At 37.1% G+C, this 25069-nt stretch carries 20 protein-coding genes; 9 read left to right on the forward strand and 11 right to left on the reverse strand.

What is annotated here, in order from left to right:
* Positions 1-10: 10 nt before the first annotated feature.
* A complete protein-coding gene (locus RTX21_RS17630; protein WP_312769792.1) occupies positions 11-3070 on the reverse strand; it encodes a TAT-variant-translocated molybdopterin oxidoreductase in 3060 nt (1019 codons plus the stop codon).
* Between the two features lie 21 nt (positions 3071-3091).
* Positions 3092-4462, reverse strand: a complete 1371-nt coding sequence (locus RTX21_RS17635) for a c-type cytochrome (protein ID WP_312769795.1) — start codon at positions 4460-4462, stop codon at positions 3092-3094.
* Between the two features lie 187 nt (positions 4463-4649).
* Between RTX21_RS17635 and RTX21_RS17640 the strand changes: the two genes are divergently transcribed.
* Positions 4650-5159, forward strand: a complete 510-nt coding sequence (locus RTX21_RS17640; protein ID WP_312769798.1) for an SPOR domain-containing protein — start codon at positions 4650-4652, stop codon at positions 5157-5159.
* A gap of 41 nt (positions 5160-5200) precedes the next feature.
* Here RTX21_RS17640 and RTX21_RS17645 read toward each other — a convergent pair whose 3' ends face one another.
* The 6 genes from RTX21_RS17645 to ricT form a co-directional block, all read right to left on the reverse strand.
* The gene (locus RTX21_RS17645; RefSeq protein WP_312769801.1) at positions 5201-6478 is read right to left on the reverse strand and encodes a DUF6080 domain-containing protein; all 1278 of its coding nucleotides are present in this window, start codon (positions 6476-6478) and stop codon (positions 5201-5203) included.
* A gap of 91 nt (positions 6479-6569) precedes the next feature.
* Entirely contained in the window at positions 6570-7394 is an 825-nt protein-coding gene (locus tag RTX21_RS17650; protein WP_312769803.1) for a hypothetical protein, read from the reverse strand.
* 71 nt (positions 7395-7465) lie between these two features.
* Positions 7466-9001, reverse strand: a complete 1536-nt coding sequence (locus tag RTX21_RS17655; RefSeq protein ID WP_312769804.1) for a protein adenylyltransferase SelO family protein — start codon at positions 8999-9001, stop codon at positions 7466-7468.
* 41 nt (positions 9002-9042) lie between these two features.
* Positions 9043-11400: a penicillin-binding protein 1A gene (locus RTX21_RS17660; protein ID WP_312769805.1), complete on the reverse strand. Its 2358-nt coding sequence runs from the start codon at positions 11398-11400 to the stop codon at positions 9043-9045.
* 7 nt (positions 11401-11407) lie between these two features.
* Complete coding sequence (locus RTX21_RS17665) at positions 11408-11869, reverse strand: gliding motility lipoprotein GldH (protein WP_312769806.1); 462 nt, start codon at positions 11867-11869, stop codon at positions 11408-11410.
* On the reverse strand, positions 11862-13325 hold the full coding sequence (gene ricT, locus RTX21_RS17670) for a regulatory iron-sulfur-containing complex subunit RicT (protein ID WP_312769807.1): 1464 nt from the start codon (positions 13323-13325) through the stop codon (positions 11862-11864). The genes RTX21_RS17665 and ricT overlap by 8 nt, the downstream gene beginning before the upstream one ends.
* A gap of 377 nt (positions 13326-13702) precedes the next feature.
* Here ricT and RTX21_RS17675 point away from each other — a divergent pair, with 377 nt between their 5' ends.
* The 4 genes from RTX21_RS17675 to RTX21_RS17690 all read left to right on the forward strand — a co-directional run bounded on the left by RTX21_RS17675 (position 13703) and on the right by RTX21_RS17690 (position 17455).
* On the forward strand, positions 13703-14929 hold the full coding sequence (locus tag RTX21_RS17675; protein ID WP_312769808.1) for an outer membrane protein transport protein: 1227 nt from the start codon (positions 13703-13705) through the stop codon (positions 14927-14929).
* Between the two features lie 14 nt (positions 14930-14943).
* Positions 14944-16491, forward strand: a complete 1548-nt coding sequence (locus RTX21_RS17680; RefSeq protein WP_312769809.1) for an SGNH/GDSL hydrolase family protein — start codon at positions 14944-14946, stop codon at positions 16489-16491.
* A 107-nt stretch (positions 16492-16598) separates the two neighbouring features.
* Positions 16599-17024 (forward strand): Rrf2 family transcriptional regulator, encoded by a 426-nt coding sequence (locus RTX21_RS17685; RefSeq protein WP_312769810.1) that lies wholly within the window; start codon positions 16599-16601, stop codon positions 17022-17024.
* Positions 17024-17455, forward strand: coding sequence for a nucleoside deaminase (locus RTX21_RS17690; RefSeq protein ID WP_312769811.1), 432 nt, complete (start codon positions 17024-17026; stop codon positions 17453-17455). The genes RTX21_RS17685 and RTX21_RS17690 overlap by 1 nt, the downstream gene beginning before the upstream one ends.
* Here RTX21_RS17690 and RTX21_RS17695 read toward each other — a convergent pair whose 3' ends face one another.
* Both RTX21_RS17695 and RTX21_RS17700 read right to left on the reverse strand, forming a co-directional pair.
* Positions 17456-18214 (reverse strand): type III pantothenate kinase, encoded by a 759-nt coding sequence (locus tag RTX21_RS17695; RefSeq protein ID WP_312769812.1) that lies wholly within the window; start codon positions 18212-18214, stop codon positions 17456-17458.
* A gap of 283 nt (positions 18215-18497) precedes the next feature.
* Positions 18498-20357 carry a M1 family metallopeptidase gene (locus RTX21_RS17700; RefSeq protein WP_312769813.1) on the reverse strand — a complete coding sequence of 620 codons (1860 nt, stop codon included), beginning with the start codon at positions 20355-20357 and terminating at the stop codon, positions 18498-18500.
* Positions 20358-20499: 142 nt separating this feature from the next.
* Here RTX21_RS17700 and RTX21_RS17705 point away from each other — a divergent pair, with 142 nt between their 5' ends.
* From RTX21_RS17705 to RTX21_RS17715, 3 genes are all read left to right on the forward strand, one after another.
* Positions 20500-20751 carry a DUF6364 family protein gene (locus tag RTX21_RS17705; protein WP_312769815.1) on the forward strand — a complete coding sequence of 84 codons (252 nt, stop codon included), beginning with the start codon at positions 20500-20502 and terminating at the stop codon, positions 20749-20751.
* Positions 20752-21168 carry a PIN domain-containing protein gene (locus RTX21_RS17710; RefSeq protein ID WP_312769816.1) on the forward strand — a complete coding sequence of 139 codons (417 nt, stop codon included), beginning with the start codon at positions 20752-20754 and terminating at the stop codon, positions 21166-21168.
* A gap of 356 nt (positions 21169-21524) precedes the next feature.
* Positions 21525-22655 carry an endo-1,4-beta-xylanase gene (locus RTX21_RS17715; RefSeq protein ID WP_312769817.1) on the forward strand — a complete coding sequence of 377 codons (1131 nt, stop codon included), beginning with the start codon at positions 21525-21527 and terminating at the stop codon, positions 22653-22655.
* 121 nt (positions 22656-22776) lie between these two features.
* On the opposite strand, the gene RTX21_RS17720 is transcribed toward RTX21_RS17715, so the two are convergent.
* Positions 22777-24489 carry a hypothetical protein gene (locus RTX21_RS17720; protein WP_312769819.1) on the reverse strand — a complete coding sequence of 571 codons (1713 nt, stop codon included), beginning with the start codon at positions 24487-24489 and terminating at the stop codon, positions 22777-22779.
* Between the two features lie 51 nt (positions 24490-24540).
* Between RTX21_RS17720 and RTX21_RS17725 the strand changes: the two genes are divergently transcribed.
* The gene (locus RTX21_RS17725) at positions 24541-25029 is read left to right on the forward strand and encodes a YdeI/OmpD-associated family protein (RefSeq protein WP_312769822.1); all 489 of its coding nucleotides are present in this window, start codon (positions 24541-24543) and stop codon (positions 25027-25029) included.
* The last annotated feature ends 40 nt before the right edge of the window (positions 25030-25069 follow it).

Below are 25069 nucleotides of genomic sequence, written 5' to 3' on the forward strand. Positions count from 1 at the left end.
TATTTATTATTTAAACGTTTTTCTCTTCTTTTCTGTTTCTGATTTTTGCATGATAGAATACGTTTGGTTTGGTACCAATTTCTTCAAGCAAAGTATATTTTCTATTCCCGTTGAACAAGCTTCTAACTTCAGAATCTACGTCATTCATATCACCGAATTTCATAGCTCCCGTAGAACAAGCTGCAGCACAGGCACAAGAAGCTTGGAACTCTGCATCAGTTACTCTTCTGCCATCTTTCTTAGCATTCAAGATTGTTAACTGAGTTTCTTGGATACAAAGAGAACATTTCTCCATTACCCCTCTTGTTCTTGTTACAACATCTGGGTTAAGAACCATTCTTCCCAAATCATTGTTCATATTGAAGTCGAACTTATCATTCAACGCATAGTTGAACCAGTTGAATCTTCTTACTTTATACGGACAGTTGTTTGCACAATATCTAGTACCAATACATCTGTTGTAAGCCATTTGGTTCTGACCTTGCTTACCGTGAGATGTTGCAGCAACCGGGCAAACTGTTTCACAAGGTGCGTGGTTACAGTGCTGACACATTACCGGCTGGAAAATTACGTCTGGATTATCAGCAGCATTTTCCAATGCTCCCTCAATTCCTAGAAGACTACTACCATAAAGTTCAGGAACAGCCATCCCTTCTTTAAGACCTTCGTAAACTTCAACTTTTTGTTCAGTAGAATAGTAACGGTCAATTCTTAACCAATACATATCTCTAGACATTCTAATCTCTTCTTTTCCAACAACAGGAACGTTGTTTTCTGCCTGACAAGCTATAACACAAGCTCCACAACCAGTACAAGAGTTAAGGTCAACTGATAAGTTGAAGTGAGGACCGTCTGTATCATCAAAAGAATCCCAAAGGTCAACTTTTCCAATTGGAAGCTCACCTCCAATCGTGTGCATTTTTAAAGGTGCGTTCCAGTCATCAACAGGTTTATTAATGAAATCCTCCAAAGACACTTCTTTAGCAATTTCATAACGACCCATCAATGTATTTTGAAGCTGCATTCCTGCGAATTCGTGAGTTTCTCCAGTTTTTTCAATTTTAACATTAGAAATAACTGTATTGTAACCGTCGAATAATGGATATGCATTGATTCCTGTTTCAGCAACTTTACCGGAATCTTTCTTACCATAACCAAGAGCCAATCCTAATGAACCTTCTGCTTGACCAGGTTGAATAAATACAGGAACGTTTTCAAGAGTAACGCCGTTTACTGTCAATTTAACAGTATCTCCATCCAGCTGCATTCTGGCATTAAGACTATTCTCAATATCAAGAGTCTTCGCATCTTTTGGAGAAATTGTCAAGTAGTTATCCCAAGACAATCTAGATATCGGGTCCGGAAGCTCCATCAACCAAGGGTTGTTAGACTGTGTTCCATCACCGATACCTGGTTTGGTGTAAAGTTGTAATTCGAATTCAACATTTTTAAATGCTGACAATTCTGAAACAGCCTGAGCTGCGTTTCCGCCGGAATAACTCAATCCCATTGAAAGACCTCCGTTCGTGAAACCATTATAAAGGTTTTTGTTGAAAGAAAGACCACCATTAAGAACTAAAGCGTTTGCTTTTAGGTAATTATAATAATTATTAGCTGGACTATTTTTACCGTTGATCCAAACTAATAAAGATTCTTCAACTTGTCTAGAAGTATAGATCTTCTGAATTGTAGGCTGCATCAAAGAATATGCACCTGTTTCCGGTGTGATATCTCCCCAAGATTCTAACCAGTGCGTATAAGGAATCACTGCTTTAGAGGCTTTGTACATATCATTCTTCTTATCTACTATCGCAACAGAATAAGGCACTTTTTTGAATGCTTCAAATAAAGTTTGCCCTTTTGCGTGAGAATAAACCGGATTCACATTATTGGTAATTAAAACACCAACTTGTCCTCCATTTAACCAAGAAACAAACTCATTGAATCTTGCATTATCATATTCTTTAAGGAAATTAGCTTTACCAGTGAAAGCTTTAGATCCTAATTTTTGATTGATCAAATGTGCTAAAACATAAGCTGCTTTTGAACCGTCTGCAAATACAACAGCTTTGTCGCCTTTAGCCTGAAGTTCTTTAACAATTGCAGAAGCTAACTTATCAGAAGTCCCACCATTAAGACCGTTATAAACTTCTACCAAAGTTTTGAAAACTGCACTTGGCTTCAATTTATATCTTGAATCTGAGTTAGCACCTGTCAAGCTCATATTAGATTCAACCTGAATATGTCTCAACATATTTTCTCCAGGTTTTCTAGCAGCAGCATAAGAAACTTCCAGACTTCCTCCGTTATAATCTCCTAAGAAATCTGCGTTGAAAGAAACTACCAATTGACTTGAACTCAAATCATACACTGGCAATGCTCTTTGTCCGAAAACCTCTTGTGCAGCATCCAAAGCCGCAGCGTGAGGATATGCATCGTAAGTGATTAATTCAGCAGAAGGATATTTTGTTTTGAAATCAGCAAATAACTTTTTGAAAGTTGGACTTGGGAAAGAGTGAGATAATACTACAATCTTTTTACCGCCAGCCTGAGATTCTGTTAAACCTTTAAGAACAAAATCATCAACTTTATTGAAATCATCCTGCTCCTGTCCATTCAAAGCTGGTTTTTTCACTTTATCATTATCATAAAGAGAAAGAACACTAGCCTGAGCTCTGGCATTAGTTGTACCTAATGATCCGGCTGCTGGGTTAGGGTCAATTCTGATAGGACGACCTTCTCTTGTTTTTACCAAAACACTTGAGAAATCGAAACCGTCAAAATATGAAGATGCGTAAAAATTCGGAATACCAGGAATGATATCGTGAGGTTTTACAACATAAGGAATCGTTTTAAGAACCGGTGCTTCACAAGCTGCTAATGTAACAGCTGCAGTAGAAAACCCTAATATCTTAAGGAAATCTCTACGAGAAGTTCCTGAACTATTAGAATCGTCTAAGAATTCTTCAACCGGAATTTCATTCTGGAACTCTTTTGCCGCTAACTTTCCAGTCAAAGTCGGGTCTTTTAGTTCGTGAATACTTCTGAATTGTATTTTATTTGAAGCCATTTATACTTCTAATTTTTGTTATTAATAATGACATTTACCACACTCAAGACCTCCAATCGCATCTACGGTAATCTTACTACCTTCACCATATTGTTTTTTCAACTTATCGTGTAGATTTTTGAAGTATTCTTTATTATAACCGTTGTTCATATCTACTTCTGTAGTCCTGTGACATTCGATACACCATCCCATTGTAAAGTTGTTAGCCATTTGAACTACGTTCATTGTATCAATTTTACCGTGACAAGCTTTACAAACAACATCGATCTTGTTAGCTGCATCTTTCTGCTTAGCATTGAAACTATTGATGATTGCTTGCTCACCAGCAACAACGTGTTGAGAGTGATTGAAATATACGAAATCTGGCATATTGTGAATTCTTGTCCACTCAACTGGTTCAGTTTTACCAGTATAAGCCTGCTTATCTTCGTCCCATCCCACGTGCTGATAAATCTTCTTGATTTCTCCTGTGTAGAATTCTCTGTCTTTTCCTGGCTCGATGTATTTTCCTTTGTATTCAGAAATAGAACGGTGACAATTCATACAAACATTAAGAGAAGGAATCTCAGAAACTTTACCATACTTAGCACCTGAGTGACAAAGCTGACAGTCGATCTTGTTTTCACCAGCGTGGATCTTGTGAGAGAAGTAGATTGGCTGTTCCGGAGCATATCCTTTGTAAACCCCTATCCACATCAACCAGTTCCACACGCCATACAATGCGAATACAGCCAATAGACCAACAAGCCCTTTTCCTACATAACTGTATTTTTCATATAATTCCGAGAAAGAAGTAAGTCTTGTCGAATTAAGTTCTGATAATTCCGGAGTCTGCTGTAGTTTAACTAATTGACGGATTTTAAGCAATAACCATAACAACAAGCCAGCAATTGCAATTAGGGCAGCAACTACAATTTTGGAGTTCAGCTGTTGTGCTTTTTGAGCTTCAATTGCAGCAGTACTATTTACATCAGTACCTTGTGTTGCCGCTTCAGCTGCAGGCTCTTCTTTTGGTGGATTAGTTGTGTATTCTAAGATATCATCGATATCCTGATCAGAAAGTTTCCCTTCGAAAACCTGCATCGCAACCTTTCCATTCTCTTCATAAATCTTGTTTGCGTATGCATCGCCTGACGCTCTCAGTTTTTCGTTGTTGCTGATCCATTTGTGAAGCCAGTCGACATCCTGACCATCTTTTTTAACTTTCTCAACAACACCGCCAAGCGCAGGTCCTACAACTTTTTTATCCAATGCGTGACAAGCTGTACAGTTCGCCTTGAATAGCTCCTGTCCTTTTTTCGGATCGCCTTGTGCATAAACGGAAGCGCCGGTTGACAACAATAAACTAATTGCTATCAGACCCTTTTTGTAATGCTTTCTCCAACTAATCATTTATATAATCTTGGGTTAGTAAATTTTGTTCAGTTTACATTCAATCCGGCAAAAATAACACTTTAACAAAAATTAAGAAGCCCTTATCGTATGCTTTTTTTCAATTATAATTAATTTGTAAACGTTCTAAATAACAGAGTTTGCGTTTAATTCAATTTATTTTAAATTTGCTGAAAATATATTTATAATGAACAATCTGCTTAAGCTTTTCATAATCTCAACATTATTCTGTTTTTACCAAATTGATGCTCAATACATTGTAAAAAAAGACACTTTGTCGGGGACTGAGCTTTCTTTTGCATTAGATGAGCGTGTGAATGATGCTTTGGAAAAAATCGAAGACAACTGTAACAGAAATTCTGGTGCTCCTGTGAAAACGACTCCAAAGATCCTAGTTGCAAACAGAGAACTGACGAATGCAGAAATCTGCCGAAAGAACCCCAAAATTATGGGTTTTAAAATTCAGGTTGTGGTTGTAAAAAGCAATGAAGAAGCCAGAAAAATAGCAACAGAATTCAGAAATGATTTCAGAAGTTTGAAAGTTGAAACGGATGCTTCATTGAGACCAAATTATAAAATACTTGCCGGAAGCTACTTCTCCAAACAAAGCGCTTCTGATGATTTGAGAAATGTTAAAAAAGTTTATCCTTCGGCGACAGTTATTCCTTATGCCGTCTTCTGTGTTGAAGCCAAATAAGAAGAAAATCCATAAAAAACCTTCGGAATTCCGAAGGTTTTTTATCTGTAATAGGTTTCTAAAAATTGGTAGAATTCGGTCAATCGATAAAAATTGCTGACTCCAAGATAGACCGTCATTATCAAAAGTAATCCGTAGAACAAACTGAGTGAGTTCCTTTTATTTCGATAACCGGAAAACAGCCAGCCCAACAAAAGCGGGTAAACAAAAACAAAATGTCCGCCGTAAATATAAGAGGTGTGAAGTCCGAATTTCAGAACGCAATGAATCAGAATATCAACTAAAAACGTGATCACAAGAATCCAAACCAACTTATTTTTATAATTCTTCACAACACTCCAAATAATCATCAACACAACCAGTGCGATGAAAATATAAGGAATCACAGAGCTGTAAACATCCATAAACAAAGCTTTGTAATAAAAGGTTTTGTCTTTGTTATGATAATCTCGGATCTCGTAATTCGAAAATAAAATATTGCCTCCGAAAAACCAGGAATAAATCATATCCCAAAGTGGCGTTGCTTTTGGTTTGGAGAATTTGTCGTATTGTTCTTCTGTTTTGTTAAGGAAATTTTGAAAATTAAAATTCAGTCTCAGCATAAAAAGGAAAACAACAACAACAACCGAAGTCGCTATTTTCGCAACAGCTATTCCTATTTTTTTCCAGTTCCAGAAGATCTTTTTCTCAAACAAAAACGGGATGTAAACTTTAACAATATTCGTAATTGTCAATCCACCGATGAAAATAGAACCGAAAATTGTTGAACCAAAGGAAATCGGTTTCTCTTCCTGAATTTTCTTTGCCGAATAATAATTGAATATTGATAAGAAAAGTAACGTATAAGTATAAGTTTCCGGTGTGAATGACAACAAGATATTCGTTACAAACAACCCGTAGAAAGCCAAAATCAACAGACTGATTTTCAGCGGAAGTTGGATGACATTATTTAAATATTTGAAAACCGAAACATTCGCTAAAGCAATCACAACGGTCGAGAACAAGGCCAAAACCAATCTAAAAATAGAATCATATCGATTTCCAGAGATCCATGATGCAAAATTTCTGATCTGATCAAAGAAATAATTGGACAAAGGATGCCTCTCAAAACCACCGCCAGTCTGAACAATCGCTCTATTATCAAAACTGAAATAACCATCCCAGGGAATCCTGTCGTCATAGATAATGCTGAAATTCTCAGCAATGAACCACGCATTTGCGCCATAAAGAATGACAAAAAATAAGAAAATCAGTAATTCTGTTTTGGTTGACGGAAAAATGATTTTCAGGATGGATAAAGTTTTATTCAGAATTTTCAAACTGTGATCTTTTCTGCAAAAATAGAAAAACCATATTTATACAAAAAGTCACGAATCATAAATCCGTGACTTTAACGAGATATTATTTTCTTTATTGATTATATGTAAAAATTGTAGTGTGGCTACTTCCCGCCTGATTACTACTATTATATTGAGTTTCTGTAATCTGATTAGGATAATCTTTATTATTGTAAGAAGTTGTATACATTATTTTATAGCTAGAACTTGCAGAATTTGTTGGAGTATTAGCATTCGTAAAAAGTACAAGATTCTTTTTTCCTGACAAATTATCATTAGAAGCCCAAGGATTATATAACTCCATTTTATCAAAGCCTAAAATATTTTTAAAAGGATTATTTTTATCATCATAAGTATAAGTCTCTGTAAGATTTCCAGCTAAGACATTATTATGATAATATTTTTCTTTAGAAGAAATAACGTCTCCATCTTTTACTGTATAAACTATATCTGATTTATCTGTTTGTGAGTTTCCTGCAAATGTATAATTTCGAATTTGGGTACAGTTTATTGTTGTAGAATTTGGATAAGTATATGTAAGAGTTTTTGTACTTGTAGTATTACTACCTGAGGTTATACTAACTTCCTTTACATTTATCAACTTGTCACCATCATAAGTAAAATCAGCTGTGCTTCTAAGTGAACCATTAGAATAATCATTGATTTGAGTTATAAAATTTCCTGTATAGGTATAAACAAATTTGTTCGATCCATCAGAGTTTGATTCTTCCAAAATTTTTATGCCATCATATTTGACAATGTAAACATCACCATCAACTATCGCTTTAGTTACCAAAATTGGATATTGTGGATCTACAATGATAGTTTCGTCATCATTTGAAGAACTACAAGATAAACTCAAAAAGATTAGAGAAGATAAAAAAATATTTTTTTTCATAGAATTGTTAATTTCCGGCAAAAGTATAATTTTAATAATTAAAGACGTTAGAAATTTAAACTTATTTATAATTACGAACTACAAGACAACTGGCTGCAACCTGTTTGATTATCGTACTTCGAAGGGCGCTTTTGATTGAACTCCGGAAATCGGTTTTCGTAGGGATTTTGCAAAGCTTCTTTCAGCTTGAAAAACAGTTCGTAACATCCCTTTTCAGCTTCTTGGATTGCTTCGAATAACAGATAATTCCTCAGAATAAATTTTGGATTTGTTTTGAACATCAATTCCAAAGATTCTGTCTCTGAGATTTTATTTTTAAGTTTTCTTTCTTGATATTTCTCGATAAAATTAGAAAGTCGTTTCAACTCATTTTCATTCAGATTTCGATAAAAAGAATTTGAGAAATCATCAATTTTAATTTCTGAAGCAGGCTTTTCAAGACTTTGGAAAAATAAGGTGTAATCGAGATTCAAATCCTGCATCAGTTGCTGCCATTCCGTAAAGAACCTTTCATCTTCCGGCAAAACCTCATCAAAACCGAACTTATCTGCCAACATTTTGTCGTGTTCTGTCCAGAAGCGTTTCCCGTAATCATTCAGTATTTTTTCAAGAATTTCGGGATCATTGATCAAAGGAAAAATGGCATTGGCCAAAGTAGCCAAATTCCAATGTGAAATCTGCCCCTGCTTTCCGAAAGCATAACGTTTTCCGGGTAAATCTGTTGTGTTTGGCGTGAATTCCAAATCGTAACCATCCATCATTGAAAACGGCCCATAATCAATCGTGAGCCCAAGAATCGACATATTATCGGTATTCATCACACCGTGGACAAAACCAACACGATACCAATCGATTATCATTCTTAACGTTCTGTTACAGATCGCTTGAAACCAATCGATATATTGATTCGGATTATTCTCCGAATTGATTTCTGGATAAAATTTTTCAATAGTATAATCCGACAATTGTTTTAACAAATCCGTTTGATTTCTGGCAGACAGCAATTCAAAATGCCCGAAACGAATAAATGATTCAGATGTTCTCACGACAACAGCTCCTTGTTCCTTCTGTGGATTTCCAGAATACTGAATATCACGAATTACATCTTCCCCGGTTTTCGAAAGACTCAAGGCTCTGGTTGTAGGAACGCTTAGATGAAACATTGCCTCGCTCATAAGATATTCCCGAATCGAGGAACGTAAAACCGCTCTTCCATCTGCATGTCTCGAGTATGGCGTTGCACCGGCTCCTTTCCACTGGATTTCGGTTTGATGATCTCCATGGAGAATTTCTCCTGCATAGATAGCCCGTCCGTCACCCAATTGTCCTGCCCAATTCCCAAATTGATGCCCTGCATAAGCAGTTGCATAAGTTTCGATATTCTCGGGAAGATCTTGTGCAGCTAAGAAATCTTCATTGTTTTCTAATGTCCCCAAACCAATTTCGATTGATAATTCTTCATTAAAATCAATCAACTCTGTTCTATCAAAATCTGCAGGTTCAATTGTACTGAACAAAACATCTGGCGTTTGTCTCTGCATTTGATTTCCAGAAAAATCTCCTGGAAATAGCTTGGTGAAATTATTAGTAATACTTTTTAAATTCATTATCAAAAAACCCGTCTCGCTTGATGCGGACGGGGATTAAATTATTTGTTAAAGTCTATATCATCCGAGGAATTAATAGCTTCATTAGAATTGTCTTCTTTTTTCACTGGTTTATCCGGGATAATCTGTGTTGGATTTTTGAGTTGATCAATAGACTGTAATCCACCTTCATCACCGTATCCATTTCTGAGATTATTAAGATCAGAACAACTGCCTGTCCAATTCGCCGGTTTTATGAATTTGTCTTCCGGAAGAATATTTAATGCTTTGTCTGCAAAAACTTTTTTCATATAAATAGCCCAAATCGGAAGTCCCATTTTAGCTCCTTGTCCTTCGCCTGTGCTCCAAAAGTGGGTTGCTCTATCTTCCCAACCAACCCAAACATCAGTCGCTAGTTTTGGAACAATTCCTACAAACCAACCATCTGAGTTTTTCTGAGTTGTCCCGGTTTTACCTGCGATTTCTACACTTGCAGGAATCCCTCTACGTCTCAATTCTCCAGACGCTGTACCGAATTCTGTTACACCTTTCATCAAATCAAGCATTGTGTAAGCGTACATCTCATTCATAACTTCTTTCACGACAGGTTTCACTTCTTTGATCACTCGTCCGTTGGCATCCTCTATTCTCCAGATCATTTCCGGTTTTGTATAGTTTCCGAAATTAGCAAAAGTACTGAATGCCCCTAACATTTCATAAATTGTAATATCAGAAGTACCCAAAGCCATGGGCAAATGTTTATCGATAGGATTTGTTACTCCCAGATCCCTTGCTAATTGGATTACATTTTCCGTTCCTGCCATTTCAGCTAATCGGATTGCAACTGGATTTTGTGATTTTGCCAAAGCATCTTTGAGTGTCAACATTCCCCCACTACCCTTTACATGCCAATTTCCTTTGGAATAAGAAGCATTGGACACTGTGGAACAAGGTGTCATCCCAAGATGCATAATGGCCGTTGCATATACAAATGGTTTGAAAGTTGAACCCACCTGTCTCTTACCTTGCTTTACGTGGTCATATTGGAAATGCTGCCAATTGATACCTCCAACCCAGGCTTTAATATCTCCGGTTGCCGGCTCCATAGACATCAGACCAGCTTGCGCGATCTGCTTATGATAACGGATAGAATCCCAAGGAGACATTTCAACTTCCTCTTCTCCTTGCCAAGTGAATCTTGTCATTTTAGTAGGCTCGTGGAATTCCATCATGATAGAATCCTCCGGCATTCCTTCAGCTTTCAGCTGTTTGTAACGGCCTGTTCTTTTTACAGCTGCCATCATCAGATCATTGATCTGGGTTTTGGAAAGATTGTAATAAGGACGATTCGGATTACGCCTCATCTCTCCATCAAAATTTCTCTGAAGATCGGTCAAATGCTCTTTGATTGCTTCCTCTGCATATCTCTGCATTCTGGAGTCCAAAGTCACATAGATCTTAAGACCATTTTTATAAAGATTGAGCTCCTTTCCTGTTTCCTTTTCGTACGAATCCAGATATTGCTGAATTTCTTTTCTCAGATAGAATTTGTAATAAGAAGAGAAACCCTCTTCCACAGTTTTGATCTCGTGGAAATCTACAACGATTGGTGTTGCTTTCGCTTTCTCATAAGTTGCATTATCAATGTAACCAGTTTCCAACATCTGTTTCAAAACAACGTCTCTTCTGTCTTTGGCCCTTTCTGGATTTCTGTAAGGATTATTTCTTCTAGGAGCCTCCAGCATCGCAACAAAAGTCGCCGCTTCAGGCAATGTCAATTGGCTTGTAGATTTGTTAAAGTAGACCCGGGAAGCCATTTCAATCCCTTTAGCATTGAAAAGAAAATCCATCTTGTTGAAGTATAAAGCAACAATTTCTTCCTTTGTATAACGCTTTTCAAGACTTACTGCAACGCACCATTCTTTTAGCTTTTGGAAAGCCCTTTCTATCTTGTTTTGAGAAGCATTTCCTGTAAACAAGAGTTTAGCCAGCTGTTGTGTAATAGTTGATCCACCACCTCTCTCTCCACCATATCTGACAGCTCTAAGAATAGATTTCAAATCGATACCAGAATGTTCTTTGAAACGCTCATCTTCCTTTGCCTGGAGTGCATAAACCAAATATGGCGGAAGCTGTTTGTAAGTAACGGGTTTTGTTTTTTCTTTTTCAAATTTTCCTAATAGCACATTGTCAGAAGAATAGATCTCCGAGGCTACATATATGTCAGGATTTTCCAATTCCTTCACATCCGGCATATCTCCTACAAATCCCTGAGAGACAGCAAAAAATAAGGCAGAAATCCCTAATACGACCGCAAAGAATCCAATCCAGACAATCTTGATCCATTTTTTTATATTGGGTCTAGTCTTCTTTTTGTCTGGTAAAGGAAATGTTTTATGTTCAGTTTTCTTATTTTCCATTAATAAATCAAGGCTTTGAGTTTTGAATTTTAATTCCTATATCTTCGATTCCCGGCAATATGTTCCGTCTCATTGCCTGAACAACTTTTACAGAATAATTATCGTTCTGCGGAAATTTATAATTGAGTTTATACTGAAACAGATTCTCCTTGGTATCGCCAAATCCTGTTCCTATCCATTCGCCATTCGGTTTAGCCAAAACATAGTTGAGCGTATCTGTGGAAATAATTTTTTTACCGTGCTCTATCTTAGCTATCAAACGCAAGTTACTATAAGGATATGCATTATTATTCCTGATAACAAATACAAGATCTTTAGAATCCTGGGAATCTTTTATATCAAAGTCAAGGCTTTTAAAGTCATTCTTTTTCCAGCTATTGCCAACATCTTTCACCACAACATTTTCATTGTGATTTTGACACGAACTTAGAAAGAAAAACAATACAAAAGCAACTATTATTCTAAGCATTACCTTCATTTTTAGGCGGCGTTTTCTTTTTCGGTTTTTTGAACGGTTTTTTATGCGTTTTATTTTCCTGTGGTTGATTATCCGTTGCCTGAGTATTTGGAGCTGTCGCCTTGTTTTCTATCGGTTTTTGGCCGCTCGGACGATTTCTGTTATGATTTTGTTTTGGATTTTTATTTTCTGAAGCTTTATTATCCGTCGACTGGACATTTGAGGCCATTGATTTATTCTCTACCGGCTTTTGCTCATTAGAACGATTCCTGTGATCTGTCTGGCTCTGGCGTGGATTTTTATTATCCTGTGATCTCGGTGGACGATTGTCAGACTGTTTTGGATTTCTATCTCTATTTGAGCCGCTTCTTGATTTTTTAAATTTCTTCTCAAAACGGTCCACGCTATTTTCCTGTATCAGGTCAGAAGTTACCAAAGGATTCTCTACAACTTTCAGATCTTCCAAAGCTGGTGCTTTTTCGCCATTTTTATTCATGACGATCAACTTCTTCACCTCAAAGATGTCCAGATCATACCAAGCCATAGAATTCTCCACATAAGCAAACCACATTTTCTTTTTGAAAACATCGATCTTGATGCAAAATGCCCTTCCTTTCTCGGTATTCAGAACCGTACTAGACGATGGAAAATCCCTAAGAACGTCCAGATAGCTATCTAACTCGTAATTCAGGCAACATTTCAGTTTTCCACATTGTCCTGCCAATTTCTGAGGATTGATGCTCAATTGCTGATATCTTGCCGCATTGGTATTGACCGAACGGAAATCTGTAAGCCATGAAGAACAGCAAAGCTCCCTTCCACAAGAACCGATACCTCCTACTTTTGCAGACTCCTGCCGGAATCCGATCTGTTTCATGTCAATCTTCGTGCGAAAATTAGAAGCATATTCCTTTATCAATTGACGAAAATCAATCCTATTATCAGCCGTATAATAAAAAGTTACCTTGGAGCCATCTCCTTGGTATTCTACGTCCGTGATCTTCATTTCAAGATTAAGACCGTAAGCTATTTTACGCGCGTCTATTTTGATCGCATTTTCCTTTTTCCTAAGGTCTTGCCAAGTCTCAATATCTTTTTGACTGGCAAGTCTATAGATTTTTAGTGCTTGGTCTTCGGAAACATTTTTCTTTTTCATCTGGATCTTTACCAGCTCTCCCGAAAGACTCACTACTCCTATATCATGACCCGGACTAGATTCTACAGCAATGATGCTACCTATATGCAAGGGCAGGTTGTTGACATTCTTATAATATAATTTACGATCGTTTTTAAAACGAACTTCCACATATTCAGAGCTTTTTGATCTTGATGGATCAATATCAGAAAGCCAGTCAAAAACACTTAATTTATAACTATTCCCGCAGGTATCTACACTACTACACCCATTAGCGGTCTTTGTGCCGCAAGAATGGGAAGAATCGCCGGATGTTTTACATCCACAACTCATATTTTAATTTTTATGTCTGATTGCAAAGTTAATATAATTTTTATTTAAGCTTGACGATAATATCTTTTAAAAATATTTTTTTGTTAATTTTAAGTTAATATCTGATTAACATTAACAATATAACAAACAAAGCAATTAAATAATAAAATATCCTCAAACCAAAAACCAGCTATTTATTATGGTTTACATTATATTGTTTAAAATTAAACTAAATTAAATTTCATCAAAAAAATTACAATAAATATTTAATAATCAATATTTTAAATAAAACAACACACTAAACAACTATTCTTAGAATAGCAATGTTTAACTTTTTTTATGTTTTTTTATAATTGTTATTAAAATAATTATAAATTTGGAACATTAATAATAATTATATGAGACGAATTTTAATGACCACGGCATTAGCTGCCGGTGTAATGGCATACGCAGGAGGATTCCGAGTATCTCTTCAGGGTGTTAAGCAGTTGGCAATGGCTCATACCAGTGCTCACGCAGAGGATGCAAGTGTTGCATTTTTCAACCCTGCCGGTATTTCTTTTATCCCTTCGAAGTTAAGCGTAGCAGCAGGTGGATTCGGTGTATCAAATAAGATAACATTCCAAAACACAAGTACCTTGCAACAGTCTGAGACAGACAATCCTTTGGGAACGCCTATTTATGCGGCCGTAGCTTACAAGGTTTTAGATAACCTTTCTGTAGGTTTCAGTTTTTCAACTCCCTTTGGAAGCACTATCGAATGGCCAAGCGATTGGGAAGGCAAGGAAATGGTGCAGAAATTAGAATTGAAAAGTTACTTTTTCCAACCAATGGTTTCTGTAAAATTGGCACCTTGGGCATCTTTTGGAGCTAGCTATATCTATGCAAAAGGTAAAGTTGACTGGACAAAGGCTTTGACTCAATATAATGGACAGCTTAATCTATTGGATGATCAAGCTACAGGACACGGTTTCGGATTTGGATTCTATTTCCAGCCGGACAACCAATGGGATGTGAGTGTTGCATATCGTTCGCCAGTCGATATGAAGGCTAAGGAAGGAAAAGCTACCTTCATGGTTCCTTCTGCATTATTATCAAACTTCAATGGTGGTTCGGACAATTTCAAGGCCACACTTCCACTTGTTGATGAAATCACTTTAGGTTTAACTTATAAGATTACTTCAAAATGGTTAGTCTCTGCAGATTACAACTATCATGGCTGGGAAAGGTATAATAAACTGACGCTTGATTTTGAGAACGTGGCAGCAGGTAACCAACCAAACGATCCAACAGTATTGGTAACGCCAAAGAATTTCAAAAACACTTCAAGTGTGCGTGTTGGAACCCAGTATATCTTCAATGATATGATTGCTGGTAGATTAGGCTGGTATTATGATCAATCACCTTATGCTGATAAAGACTTCATACCGGAAACGCCTTCTTTTGACAATTATGTGATAACAGGAGGTATCGGTCTTAAGTTCAACAAATTAGGAGTAGATATTTCTGGAGCTTATGCAATGCCGAAAAGCAGAACTTTCAACAATGCATATTACAATTTCGCAGGACAGGCAAAAGCTGATGTATTTTACTTTGGTCTAGGATTATCTTACAACGCATTTTAAAAATTGAATCTATTATGAAAAAATTATATATATCGACATTGGCTGCAACACTTTTATTGACAGCAAGTTGTGAAACAGATTTTGATAACAGCACAGAAGATGTGGTTGTAACATCTGGGGAGGCTAATTTCTCAAAATATGTTGCATTAGGAAACTCACTGACTTCAGGTTATAGAGACGGAGCATTATACATTGATGGACAAAATGAATCTTATCCAAGTATGTTGGCTGCTCAAATGAAACTAGCAGGAGGTGGTGAGTTTAAACAACCTATGATGCCAAATAACACAGGAGGATTTGTTGGTCTTCCTGGATTTGGAGGAAAATACACGTTAAAAGTTATAAATGGAGCGTTATCTCCTGAACAATCTGCTGCCGCCGCTGCTCTTGATAATATTTCATCAGCAGGACCATATCAAAATATGGGTGTTCCTGGGGCAAAATCATTTCATTTGGTAGCTCCTGGTTATGGAAGTGCAGCGAACTTACAAATTGGAGCAGCAAATCCCTATTTTGTAAGATTTGCCACATCAGCAACAACTTCTGTTTTAGCAGATGCAATGGCTCAAAAGCCTACATTTTTCTCTCTGTGGATTGGAGCCAATGATATACTTTCTTATGCTACAAATGGAGGAATGAATTCTTCTACGGTAGGTAATGTAACAACATACACTCCGGCAGTCGTACAGCCAGCGACTGCAAACCCCGCAACTTATAAAGCGAATGATATTACAAATCCAGCGGTTTTACAACAAGCTATAAAAGGGATACTTGATGGACTTAAAAGTGTAGGAAGTACTAAGGGAGCAATTGGAAACATTCCTGATGTGACATCCATTCCTTACTTTACGAGAATACCTTATAATACAATTGCATTAGATGCAACCAAAGTGCAAGCTTTAAATGCAAGTTTATACAAATTACTGAATACAGTTGCATCTTCAAGATTTAGTTTGGCAAAAGTAGGTCAAAATCCTGTAATTATTATTGACAACACATTATCTGACCTATCCCAATTTTATACTGCGGGATTTGCTGCAAGTGGTATTTCAGCCACTCAAGCAGCATTTTTGGGAAGTGCATTTGGTAAAGCTAGACAAGCAAAAGAAGGGGAATTGATTTTATTGCCAGCTTCTAAAGTTCTAGGTTTGGACGCTCTTACTAATGCAGCTCCAACAGCAACATCTCAGTTTATTTATGGAGCATCTTTCCCGTTGCAAGACCAATTTTCTTTAACTGCTACAGAAGCAACAAATATTTCTACCGCAACAACGGCTTATAATACTGCAATAAAAGGATTTGCTGATTCTTACGGACTTGCTTTTGTAGACGCAAGAGCAAAAATGATTGAGCTCAATTCTGCATCGGGAATCCAATGGGATGGTGTTAAATACAGTGCAACATTTGTAACTGGCGGCGCATTCTCTTTAGATGGAGTACATCCAACCGGAAGAGGGTACGGAATTATCGCAAACGAATTTTTGAAAGCGATAAATAACACTTACAAATCAAGCCTTCCAATGATTAATCCAAATTCTTATTCGGGAGTTACATTTCCTTAATTAGAAAAATCATCACAATAAAAAACCGTCTCGAATCAAAATCGAGGCGGTTTTTTATTGGTACAAATATTATTTTCAAAATATAAAAATTTGATTATTTTTACAGTATGCTTTCAAAAAGAGTCAAATACGCTATCAAAACTTTGCTTTTCCTGAATAGGACAAACAATGCTTCATTATTTTCCGCTAAAAAAATATCGGAGAACGAACGTATCCCGCTCAAATTCCTTGAGCAGATCCTTCGTGAGTTGAAGCAAAACAAAATTCTGAAAAGCGAAAGAGGCGCTGAAGGCGGCTATACTTTTATGAGAGATCCAGCCGACATCAAAGTTCTGGATGTTATCCGAATTGTGGATGGCCCGGTTGCAATGTTGCCTTGTGCTTCTCTTAATTTCTATGAAAAATGTGCAGATTGTACCGACGAGGCAACCTGCAGCATCAGAAAACTTCTCATCAATGTTCGGGATAATATGCTTCCGATTTTGGATACCAGCATCGCCGATATGACAAAATCTGAGAATTGTCCTATCTGATGTTCACCGACGAATATTTTATGAAAATGGCTTTGCAGGAAGCCGAAAAAGCTCTTGAGAAAGATGAAGTGCCAATTGGATGCGTGATTGTTTCAAATGACAGAATCATTGCAAAATCTCATAATCTTACAGAAACTCTTAATGATGTCACCGCACACGCTGAAATGCAAGCCATAACATCAGCGGCTAATTTTCTCGGCGGAAAGTACCTTCAGAATTGCATCCTGTATGTAACCTTAGAACCTTGCGTGATGTGTTCAGGCGCTTTAGCCTGGTCTCAAATTTCGAAAGTCGTGATTGGCGCAAGAGACGAACAAAGAGGTTTCATTAATAAAGGCCTATCACTTCATCCTAAAACCGAAATCGTAACCGGAATTTTGGAAAATGAATGTTCGGAAATTGTGAAAACTTTTTTCAAGAATAAGAGATAATTATAAATCTTTACCCAAAAAATACAGGCCTTTCAAAGTGTGCAACCTGTCGCCGATGTTGATTTTTTCGGTCAGAGGTTTGTAAACGTGGCTCACACCGCCGGTTGCGATGACGAAACATTGGTCATTCACCTCATCATTTATCCTATCAATAAAACCTTCCACCATCCCAAGGAAACCGTAAACCATGCCGCTTTGCATGCAGGTAATCGTATCAAGGCCTAAGACAGATTTTGGTTTGACCAATTCGATTTCCGGCAATTGCGCTGTGCCTTTAATCAAACTGTTCAGTGAAGTGACAATGCCCGGGGCAATGATAACGCCGAGCGTTTCTCCATTTTCTGCCAGACAACTTGCAGTAAGTGCGGTTCCAAAATCCAGAATGATTTTCTTATGATTCGGATAGAGATTATGCGCTGCGACAAGATTAGCATAGATGTCTGTTCCCATTTGTTTGGATTTCGGAATCACTCCAGACGGCGTATTTCGGTCAACAATTACAGGAATTTTATTATGAATTTTCTTAATAGCACTCGCCACCACTTTCGTCAATTGTGGAACCACGGAACCAATAATGACTTTATCAATCTTCTCAACATCGATTTTATATGTCTGATAAAGCATCAGGATTTGAACAAACAATTCGTCGGTCGTCTTGTAAGGTTTGGTGTTGATGACCCAAGACAGGTCGCAATTGTCATCATCAAACAATCCGAAACGGATATTGGTGTTGCCTATATTGATTACGATGGAATTCATTACTTACTTTTTTAACATTCTAATTGCAGAAACTGGCCTATTCATAAAGAAAACGAGTCTTTTATACTCAACAAACAGCCTTTTTGGTTCATCGGCGAGCCTTTTATACTGGAAAACCACCCTTTTTGGCTGGATGACGAACCTTTTTAGTTCATCGGCGAGTCTTTTTGCCTCAAAAACCACCCTTTTTGGCTGGATGACGAGCCTTTTTGGTTCATCGGTGAGCCTTTTTGCCTCGTTTGAGATTCACTTATTCTTTTGCGTTGAATCTTGTTTCTTACTTCTACTTCACTTCCAAATAATTATCCTCAGGATTCACATCCGCTAATCTTTGGCTGAAATCGATTCCCATTGCAGACAATTGTGCTTTGGTATACGGAATCGTAAAGCTGTATTCCTGCTGTGTCCAAGCCCAGAAAGGCAAGGTCTGGATATTACCGTAAATGTCTTTCGTTTTCCAAGTTCTGGTCAAGTTCAGTGGAATATTATAATTAATGACTTTCTTGTCCTTAGTCAGAATACTGAAATCGATTGGCATCGGAACGCCGCCTTTATTCACTAAAGTTATTGTTGTTGATTGCGGGTCATACTTCACATTCTTGATGCCGTAATCGATTGTTTTTGTCGTATTGATCCAATAATGCTGGAACCATTTCAAATCCATCCCGGAAACCAATTGCGCAATATGAATGAAATCTCTTTCTGTAGGATGTTTCATCGCCCATTCGTCGTAATATTTCAGCATAATTTTGTTGAGATTTTCTTCTCCTACAATGTAACCAAGCTCTACCAAAAACGTTTCGCCTTTGATGTAACTTGCATAAGTGTAAGCTATTCCATTATCGTGATGGTCGCCCAGCCAAACTGCAGGTTCTTCTTTTCCTGATTTGGCGAAATTAGCATAAGCTTTCAAAGCGCCCACAAAAGGATTCGGTTGAGATTCCTTTGGAGGGAATAATCTGTAAGACACATAATCTTCCGCATACTGTGTGAAACCCTCATCCATCCAAGGTCTTACACTTTCGTTGTTGGCCAGCATCTGTTGAAACCAAGAGTGTGCGCCTTCGTGGAACATCAAACCGGAAAGACCTTCTACCGATGTTGCTTCGCCGAGAATCATTGTACACATGCCATACTCCATGCCGCCATCGCCACCCTGGATGAAGGCATAACTTGGCCATTTGTAACGCCCGAAAGTCGCATTCATCAGCTGGTAATATTTGGTGATGTAGGGTTTCATCTCGGACCAATATTTTGTCTTTTCAGATTTCTGATAAACCAAATATACTTTTGGCCCATCCAAAATCGGGAAACTCTCCACGGAATAATCCCTGTCTGCTGCCCAGGCAAAATCCAGAATATTTTTGGCAGTCCATTTCCAGGTCACTTTGTTGGAAATATCTGCTTTCACGGTAGCGTTACTGTCATAACCTTTGACTTCAGTTGGGTTTTCAAGATTTCCTCCAGCGCCGATAACGTAGTCTTTATCGATTTTGATATTCACTTCATAATCAGAAAACGGGGCGTGAAATTCTCTTCCGACATAGTCAAACGCCGCCCAACCGTCATAATCGTACTCAGCGATTTTTGGATACCATTGCGTGATGGTCATATCGACACCTTCGCGGTTGTTTCTTCCTGCTCTACGGATTTGCATCGGGATATTGGCGTCCCATTCCATAGTGAACGTGGTCGAAGAATTGGGTTTAATTGATTCTGCCAAATAAACTTTCATAATGGTCCCTTGAATCTCGAACTTCAAATCTTTTCCGTTCTGTTTAATCCAACGGATATTTTGCGCGCCTTCTTCATTTTTCGGAATCTCGGACAATCTTGAAATGACTGTATTTCCCACTCTTTTGGCCAATCTTCCGTCGGCATTCACACCTTGCGACTGCACGCGCTGGTCCATCATAGAACCCGGTTTGAAAGCGTTCCAATACAAATGAAAATAAGCGACTTTCAGTTCGTCCGGCGAATTGTTTCTGTAATCTAAAGTCTGTTTCCCTTGATAAGTAAAGTTCGCAGCATCCACATCAATATCCATTTTATATTTGGCGTATTGCTGGTAATATGGGGTTTGCTGAGCCGATAAGAGAAAAGAAAAAAGAGAAAAGAAAAAAGATATTTTTAGTTTTTTCATAAGAGTATGATTCAACCTAAAAGGTTTGTTGATAATAATTTTACCAAAAATAGGAAGTTTTTGGTTAATGGCAAGTTTACCTCAAAGTGAAAATTGAATTTTCACGTATTAATTTTTTATATTTGTACGTAAATTTGTTTTTATGGATTCCAAACTCACTTTAAAATTAAATGAAAATGTTATCGAACGGGCTAAAATTTATGCTTCCAGCAAGAAAGTAAGCTTGTCCAGACTAATTGAAAATTATCTTGATTCTATCACACGTGAACAAAATGATGATTTTGAAATTTCGCCTTTTGTGAAAAGTATTTCCAGTGGAAAAAGCGTGCCTGATTTGGACTGGAAAACTTTGAGAGAGGACTATACAGACAATTTGGATAAAAAATATCAGTAGATGAAAAAGATATTTTTGGACACCAATATCATCATCGATTTTCTTGGAGAACGAGAAGGTTTTTATGATGCATCTGCAAAAATTCTGACTTTGGCAGATAAAAAGAAAATACAGGTTTACACTTCGCCAAGCTCTATTTCTAATGTTTTTTATGTCTTGGCGAGATTTGAAAATTCCAAAATCGCATTAGAGAAAATCAGGAAATTCAAGCTTTTATGTTCGATGTCTGTGATGGATGATGAAGTGGTGGACAAAGCGATTCATTCTGACTTCAAAGATTTTGAGGATGCGATGCAATATTTCAGTGCACTGGCTTCCAACTGTGATATCATTATCACCCGAAACGAAAAGGATTTTAAAAATGCTCTAATTCCTGTGATGAATGCTGAGAGTTATTTGTTGAGTTTGAGGAAGTAAACTAAGACTAAAACCGCAGCCGACTTGAGCGGAACTCGTCATTACGAGCCCTTCGACAAGCTCAGATAAAACTACAGGCGGAAATAGCTGCCCAAAAATAAAATCGTTTTTTATTAAGACTTAACATAAAATTAAGCGATTGAAGTTAACTCAAACTCAACCTTATATAATCTTCAGTCAAAAATTATTCTCATCATTCATAATGATTACCGTGAAACTTAAAATTTCCAATTATTAATTCTCAAAACTTCAACAAATTGGTTCTAAGCACAATTAGCAAATTAATTGATTAAAATAAATGTCAATTTCACGTTTATTTTATTTTTCTATATTTAGTTCAATCAATTTTTGAGCTTATGAAACAGTACCTTATCTTATTTAATGTTTTAATTTCTTCCGTTAGTTTTTCGCAGAACGTGAAATTTAAAGAGGCTTATTCCAAAGCTTTCAAAATCGGAACGGCTGTGAACGACGACATTGTGACGGGGAAAGATAAAAAACAACAGGATATTGTGCTGCAACATTTCAACACCATTACGCCGGAAAACTGTATGAAAGCCGAAGTTGTGAATCCACTTCCCGGGAAATTCGATTTTTCGCAGGCGGATGCGTTTGTGGAATTTGGACAGAAAAACAAGATGTTCATCGTCGGGCATACTTTGGTTTGGAAAAATCAAACGCCTGACTGGTTCTTCAAAAATGAAGATGGCACTCCAAAAACTAAAGAACAAACTAAAGAGCGCCTGCACGACCACATCAAACTGGTTGCAGGAAGATATACCGGGAAAATACAAGCTTGGGATGTTGTTAATGAAGTGATTGATGATGACGGCAGCTACCGTAACGAAGGTTGGGTAAAAGGCATTGGCGATGGCGACGAACTGATGCGACTGGCTTTCCAGTACGCCGCAAAATATTCCTCGAACACAGAATTGTATTACAATGATTTCAACGCGTGGCGACCGGAAAAAGTGAAAGGCATTGTTCGAATGGTCAAAATGCTGCAAGCGGCCGGAATACGGATTGACGGCATCGGCATCCAGGGTCACTGGGGATTGGATTATCCTAAAAATCAATACATTGAAGAGGCGATAGATGCTTACGCAGCGTGTGGCATCAAAGTGATGATTACGGAAATCGATGTGGATGTTTTGCCGGTAACGAAGGAAGGTCAAATCATTGGTCAGGCTTTTATGCACAAGCAGTTTCAGAATGAGGAATTCAAAACTTTTCTTGACCCTTACCAAAAAGGACTTCCCAAAGAAATCGATGATAAACTGGCTAATCGATATGCAGAATTGTATCAGATTTTCTACAAGAAAAGAGACAAGCTCGACCGCGTAACAACATGGGGAATGAAGGACGAAATGTCGTGGAAAAACGATTACCCAATCCCGGGAAGAACCAATTATCCTTTGCTTTGGGACAGAAATGGAAATCCGAAAAAAGCTTTGCTGAAAGTACTTGAGGTTCCAAATAAGAAATAATTTAAACACTTAAGTCGATTTAAAATCATCTTGAAATAGTCAATTAAGTACAATTAAGAATTCTCTACTAAAGTGAACTTTTATACTTTAAGATTTTCTAAAGTGACTTAAGTGTTTTATTTTAATTAATCCTAAAAATAGGATAAAGACGGTGCGTTTTTTCGTAATAGTCCGAATGTTTGTAAACCCAATCCAATTGCGCTTCGCCGTCTTCTGCAAACTTTGGATTATTGGCTTTTTCAATTTCGAAAGCGGTTTTTAAAGCTTTATTGTCCTGTAGAAGTTTGGCTGCTGTATCTTCGAAAACATACGCCGAATAATATTCTTTTTGGCCAAGAATCGCATCGAAGAAATTCCAGTTGAAGTAAGAATCAACAGCTTCCGGTTCTAAAGTTTCTAATAGAAATTTCACACCGTCTTGATTTAGCGGAACCAGAAAATCACCTTTTCTGAATATAGTTTTTCCAGATTCTTTGATCACAAATGTTTCATAATGAAGATAATGACCTTCATAAGGATTCGGAACAGTTTTAAAATCTTTGATTCTGTATTGTTCAACCACAATTGTAGAATCCTGTTTTATCGGAATCATTTTGATTTGGTTCAGTTTCAGTAAATCAATGATTTTCCATTCGGATTGTGGGATGACATAATATTTTGGAATGGTGATTTCTTTGGCCGGAATATAAGTATTATAAAACTTGACGAGTTTTGAAAACTTTGTATTTCTGTCATACCAAAGTCTGGTTTTTCCGGAAACGTCGCTCGATTTATATTTCGCTTCGAAGCCTTTGAAATCGATGTTTTCATACTTTGTAGAATCGAGTTTCCAAGATAAAGCATATCGATTTCCGACTTTATATTGTTTCAGATTTTCAGTTCTTTTTTGCTGAATGGTTTCGTAATTCTCATCGATATAACTAAGATTGTCAACCATATAATTGTAAGTGACTTTAACTCGGTCCTTGTACGGTTTCAGCATATGCGTTTCCACCACCGTCCCGATGGTATTGAACAAGGTCGTGTAACCCGTTGCATATCTAGGTGAATCCACAAAAGCAGGAAACCCGCCATCCGGAACGTCGCCGTGAATGTTGACATAAGGCACTGAAATCACACCTTTTTTCTCCATATTTTTCAGAAGTGTCCGTTGCATTTCGTTATTGAAATAATTGCCGAGAACATTTCCCAAACGTTCTTTATTTGTCGAAATATAAGTGAAAGTGTATTGATAATCTGCGCCGTTGCTGACGTGATTATCAATAAAAACATCAGGCTTCAGCCATTGAAAAATCTGCTGGAAACTTCTGGAATTTTTCGAATCTGTTTTGATGAAATCCCGATTCAAATCATAATTTCTTGCATTACCACGGAAACCGTATTCTTCCGGACCATTTTGATTGGCTCTGGAAAAGCTTCCCCGGTTCATCATTCCGCTGATATTGTAACTTGCAATCGCTGTGAAGACGACGTTTTTCGGTGTTTTGATTTTTCCCATCGCTAAGTCTCGCATCAATATCATCGTCGCATCAATCCCATCTGGCTCGCCTGGATGAATTGCGTTGTTCACAAACAAAACCGATTTCCCTTTTCTCGCTTCTTCAAAACTTTTTCCTGACGGATTAAAAATCACAACATCGATTGGTGCGCCATTATCATCTTCGCCTTTGGTTTCATAACTGATTGATGGATAATGTTTTGACAATTCCTGATAGAATTTTCGCATCTCATCAAAAGTTGTGGTTTGATTACCATTACCTTTTTCGAAAGGTGTCAGAATTTGAGAATTAGCAAAAGCAGAAATGAGGATGAATAGGATGGAGAGATTTTTCATAGTACAAATCTAGAAAATTGAATGATTAATTTTATTAAATTAGAATTCTAAATGAATAATAAAAAATTTTCTGCAAAACTCGATATTATTGGAATCAATCCATTCGTATTTGTTCCGGAAAAAATTTTAAATACAATCTTCGAAATCTCTGGAAAAAACAAAAGCCCTATTGCCGTTAAAGGGAAAGTAAATGGTGTGGCGTTTACTCAAACACTTGTGAAATATTCCGGGGAATGGAGATTGTATGTCAATTTGAAAATGCTTGAAAACTCACCCAAAAGAATTGGAGAAACTATTGAGGTGGAAATAGAATTTGATGAGTCTGAAAGACAGGAACTTATTCACCCGAAATTGGAGAAAGCCATTTATGACAATCCTATAATTTCAAAAAACTTCGAAAATCTGAATCCTTCCCACAAAAAAGAACTGATCCGTTACATTAATAACTTAAAAACAGAAAAAAGCATTGATAATAATATTGCAAAAATCATCCGTCATCTGAATGGAGAGATTACTTTTTTCGGAAGAACTATTAAATAAAAAATCCACAGAAAATTCTGTGGATTATAATATGTATAAA

This window comes from Epilithonimonas sp. (assembly GCF_032054305.1).
Lineage (GTDB): Bacteria > Bacteroidota > Bacteroidia > Flavobacteriales > Weeksellaceae > Epilithonimonas.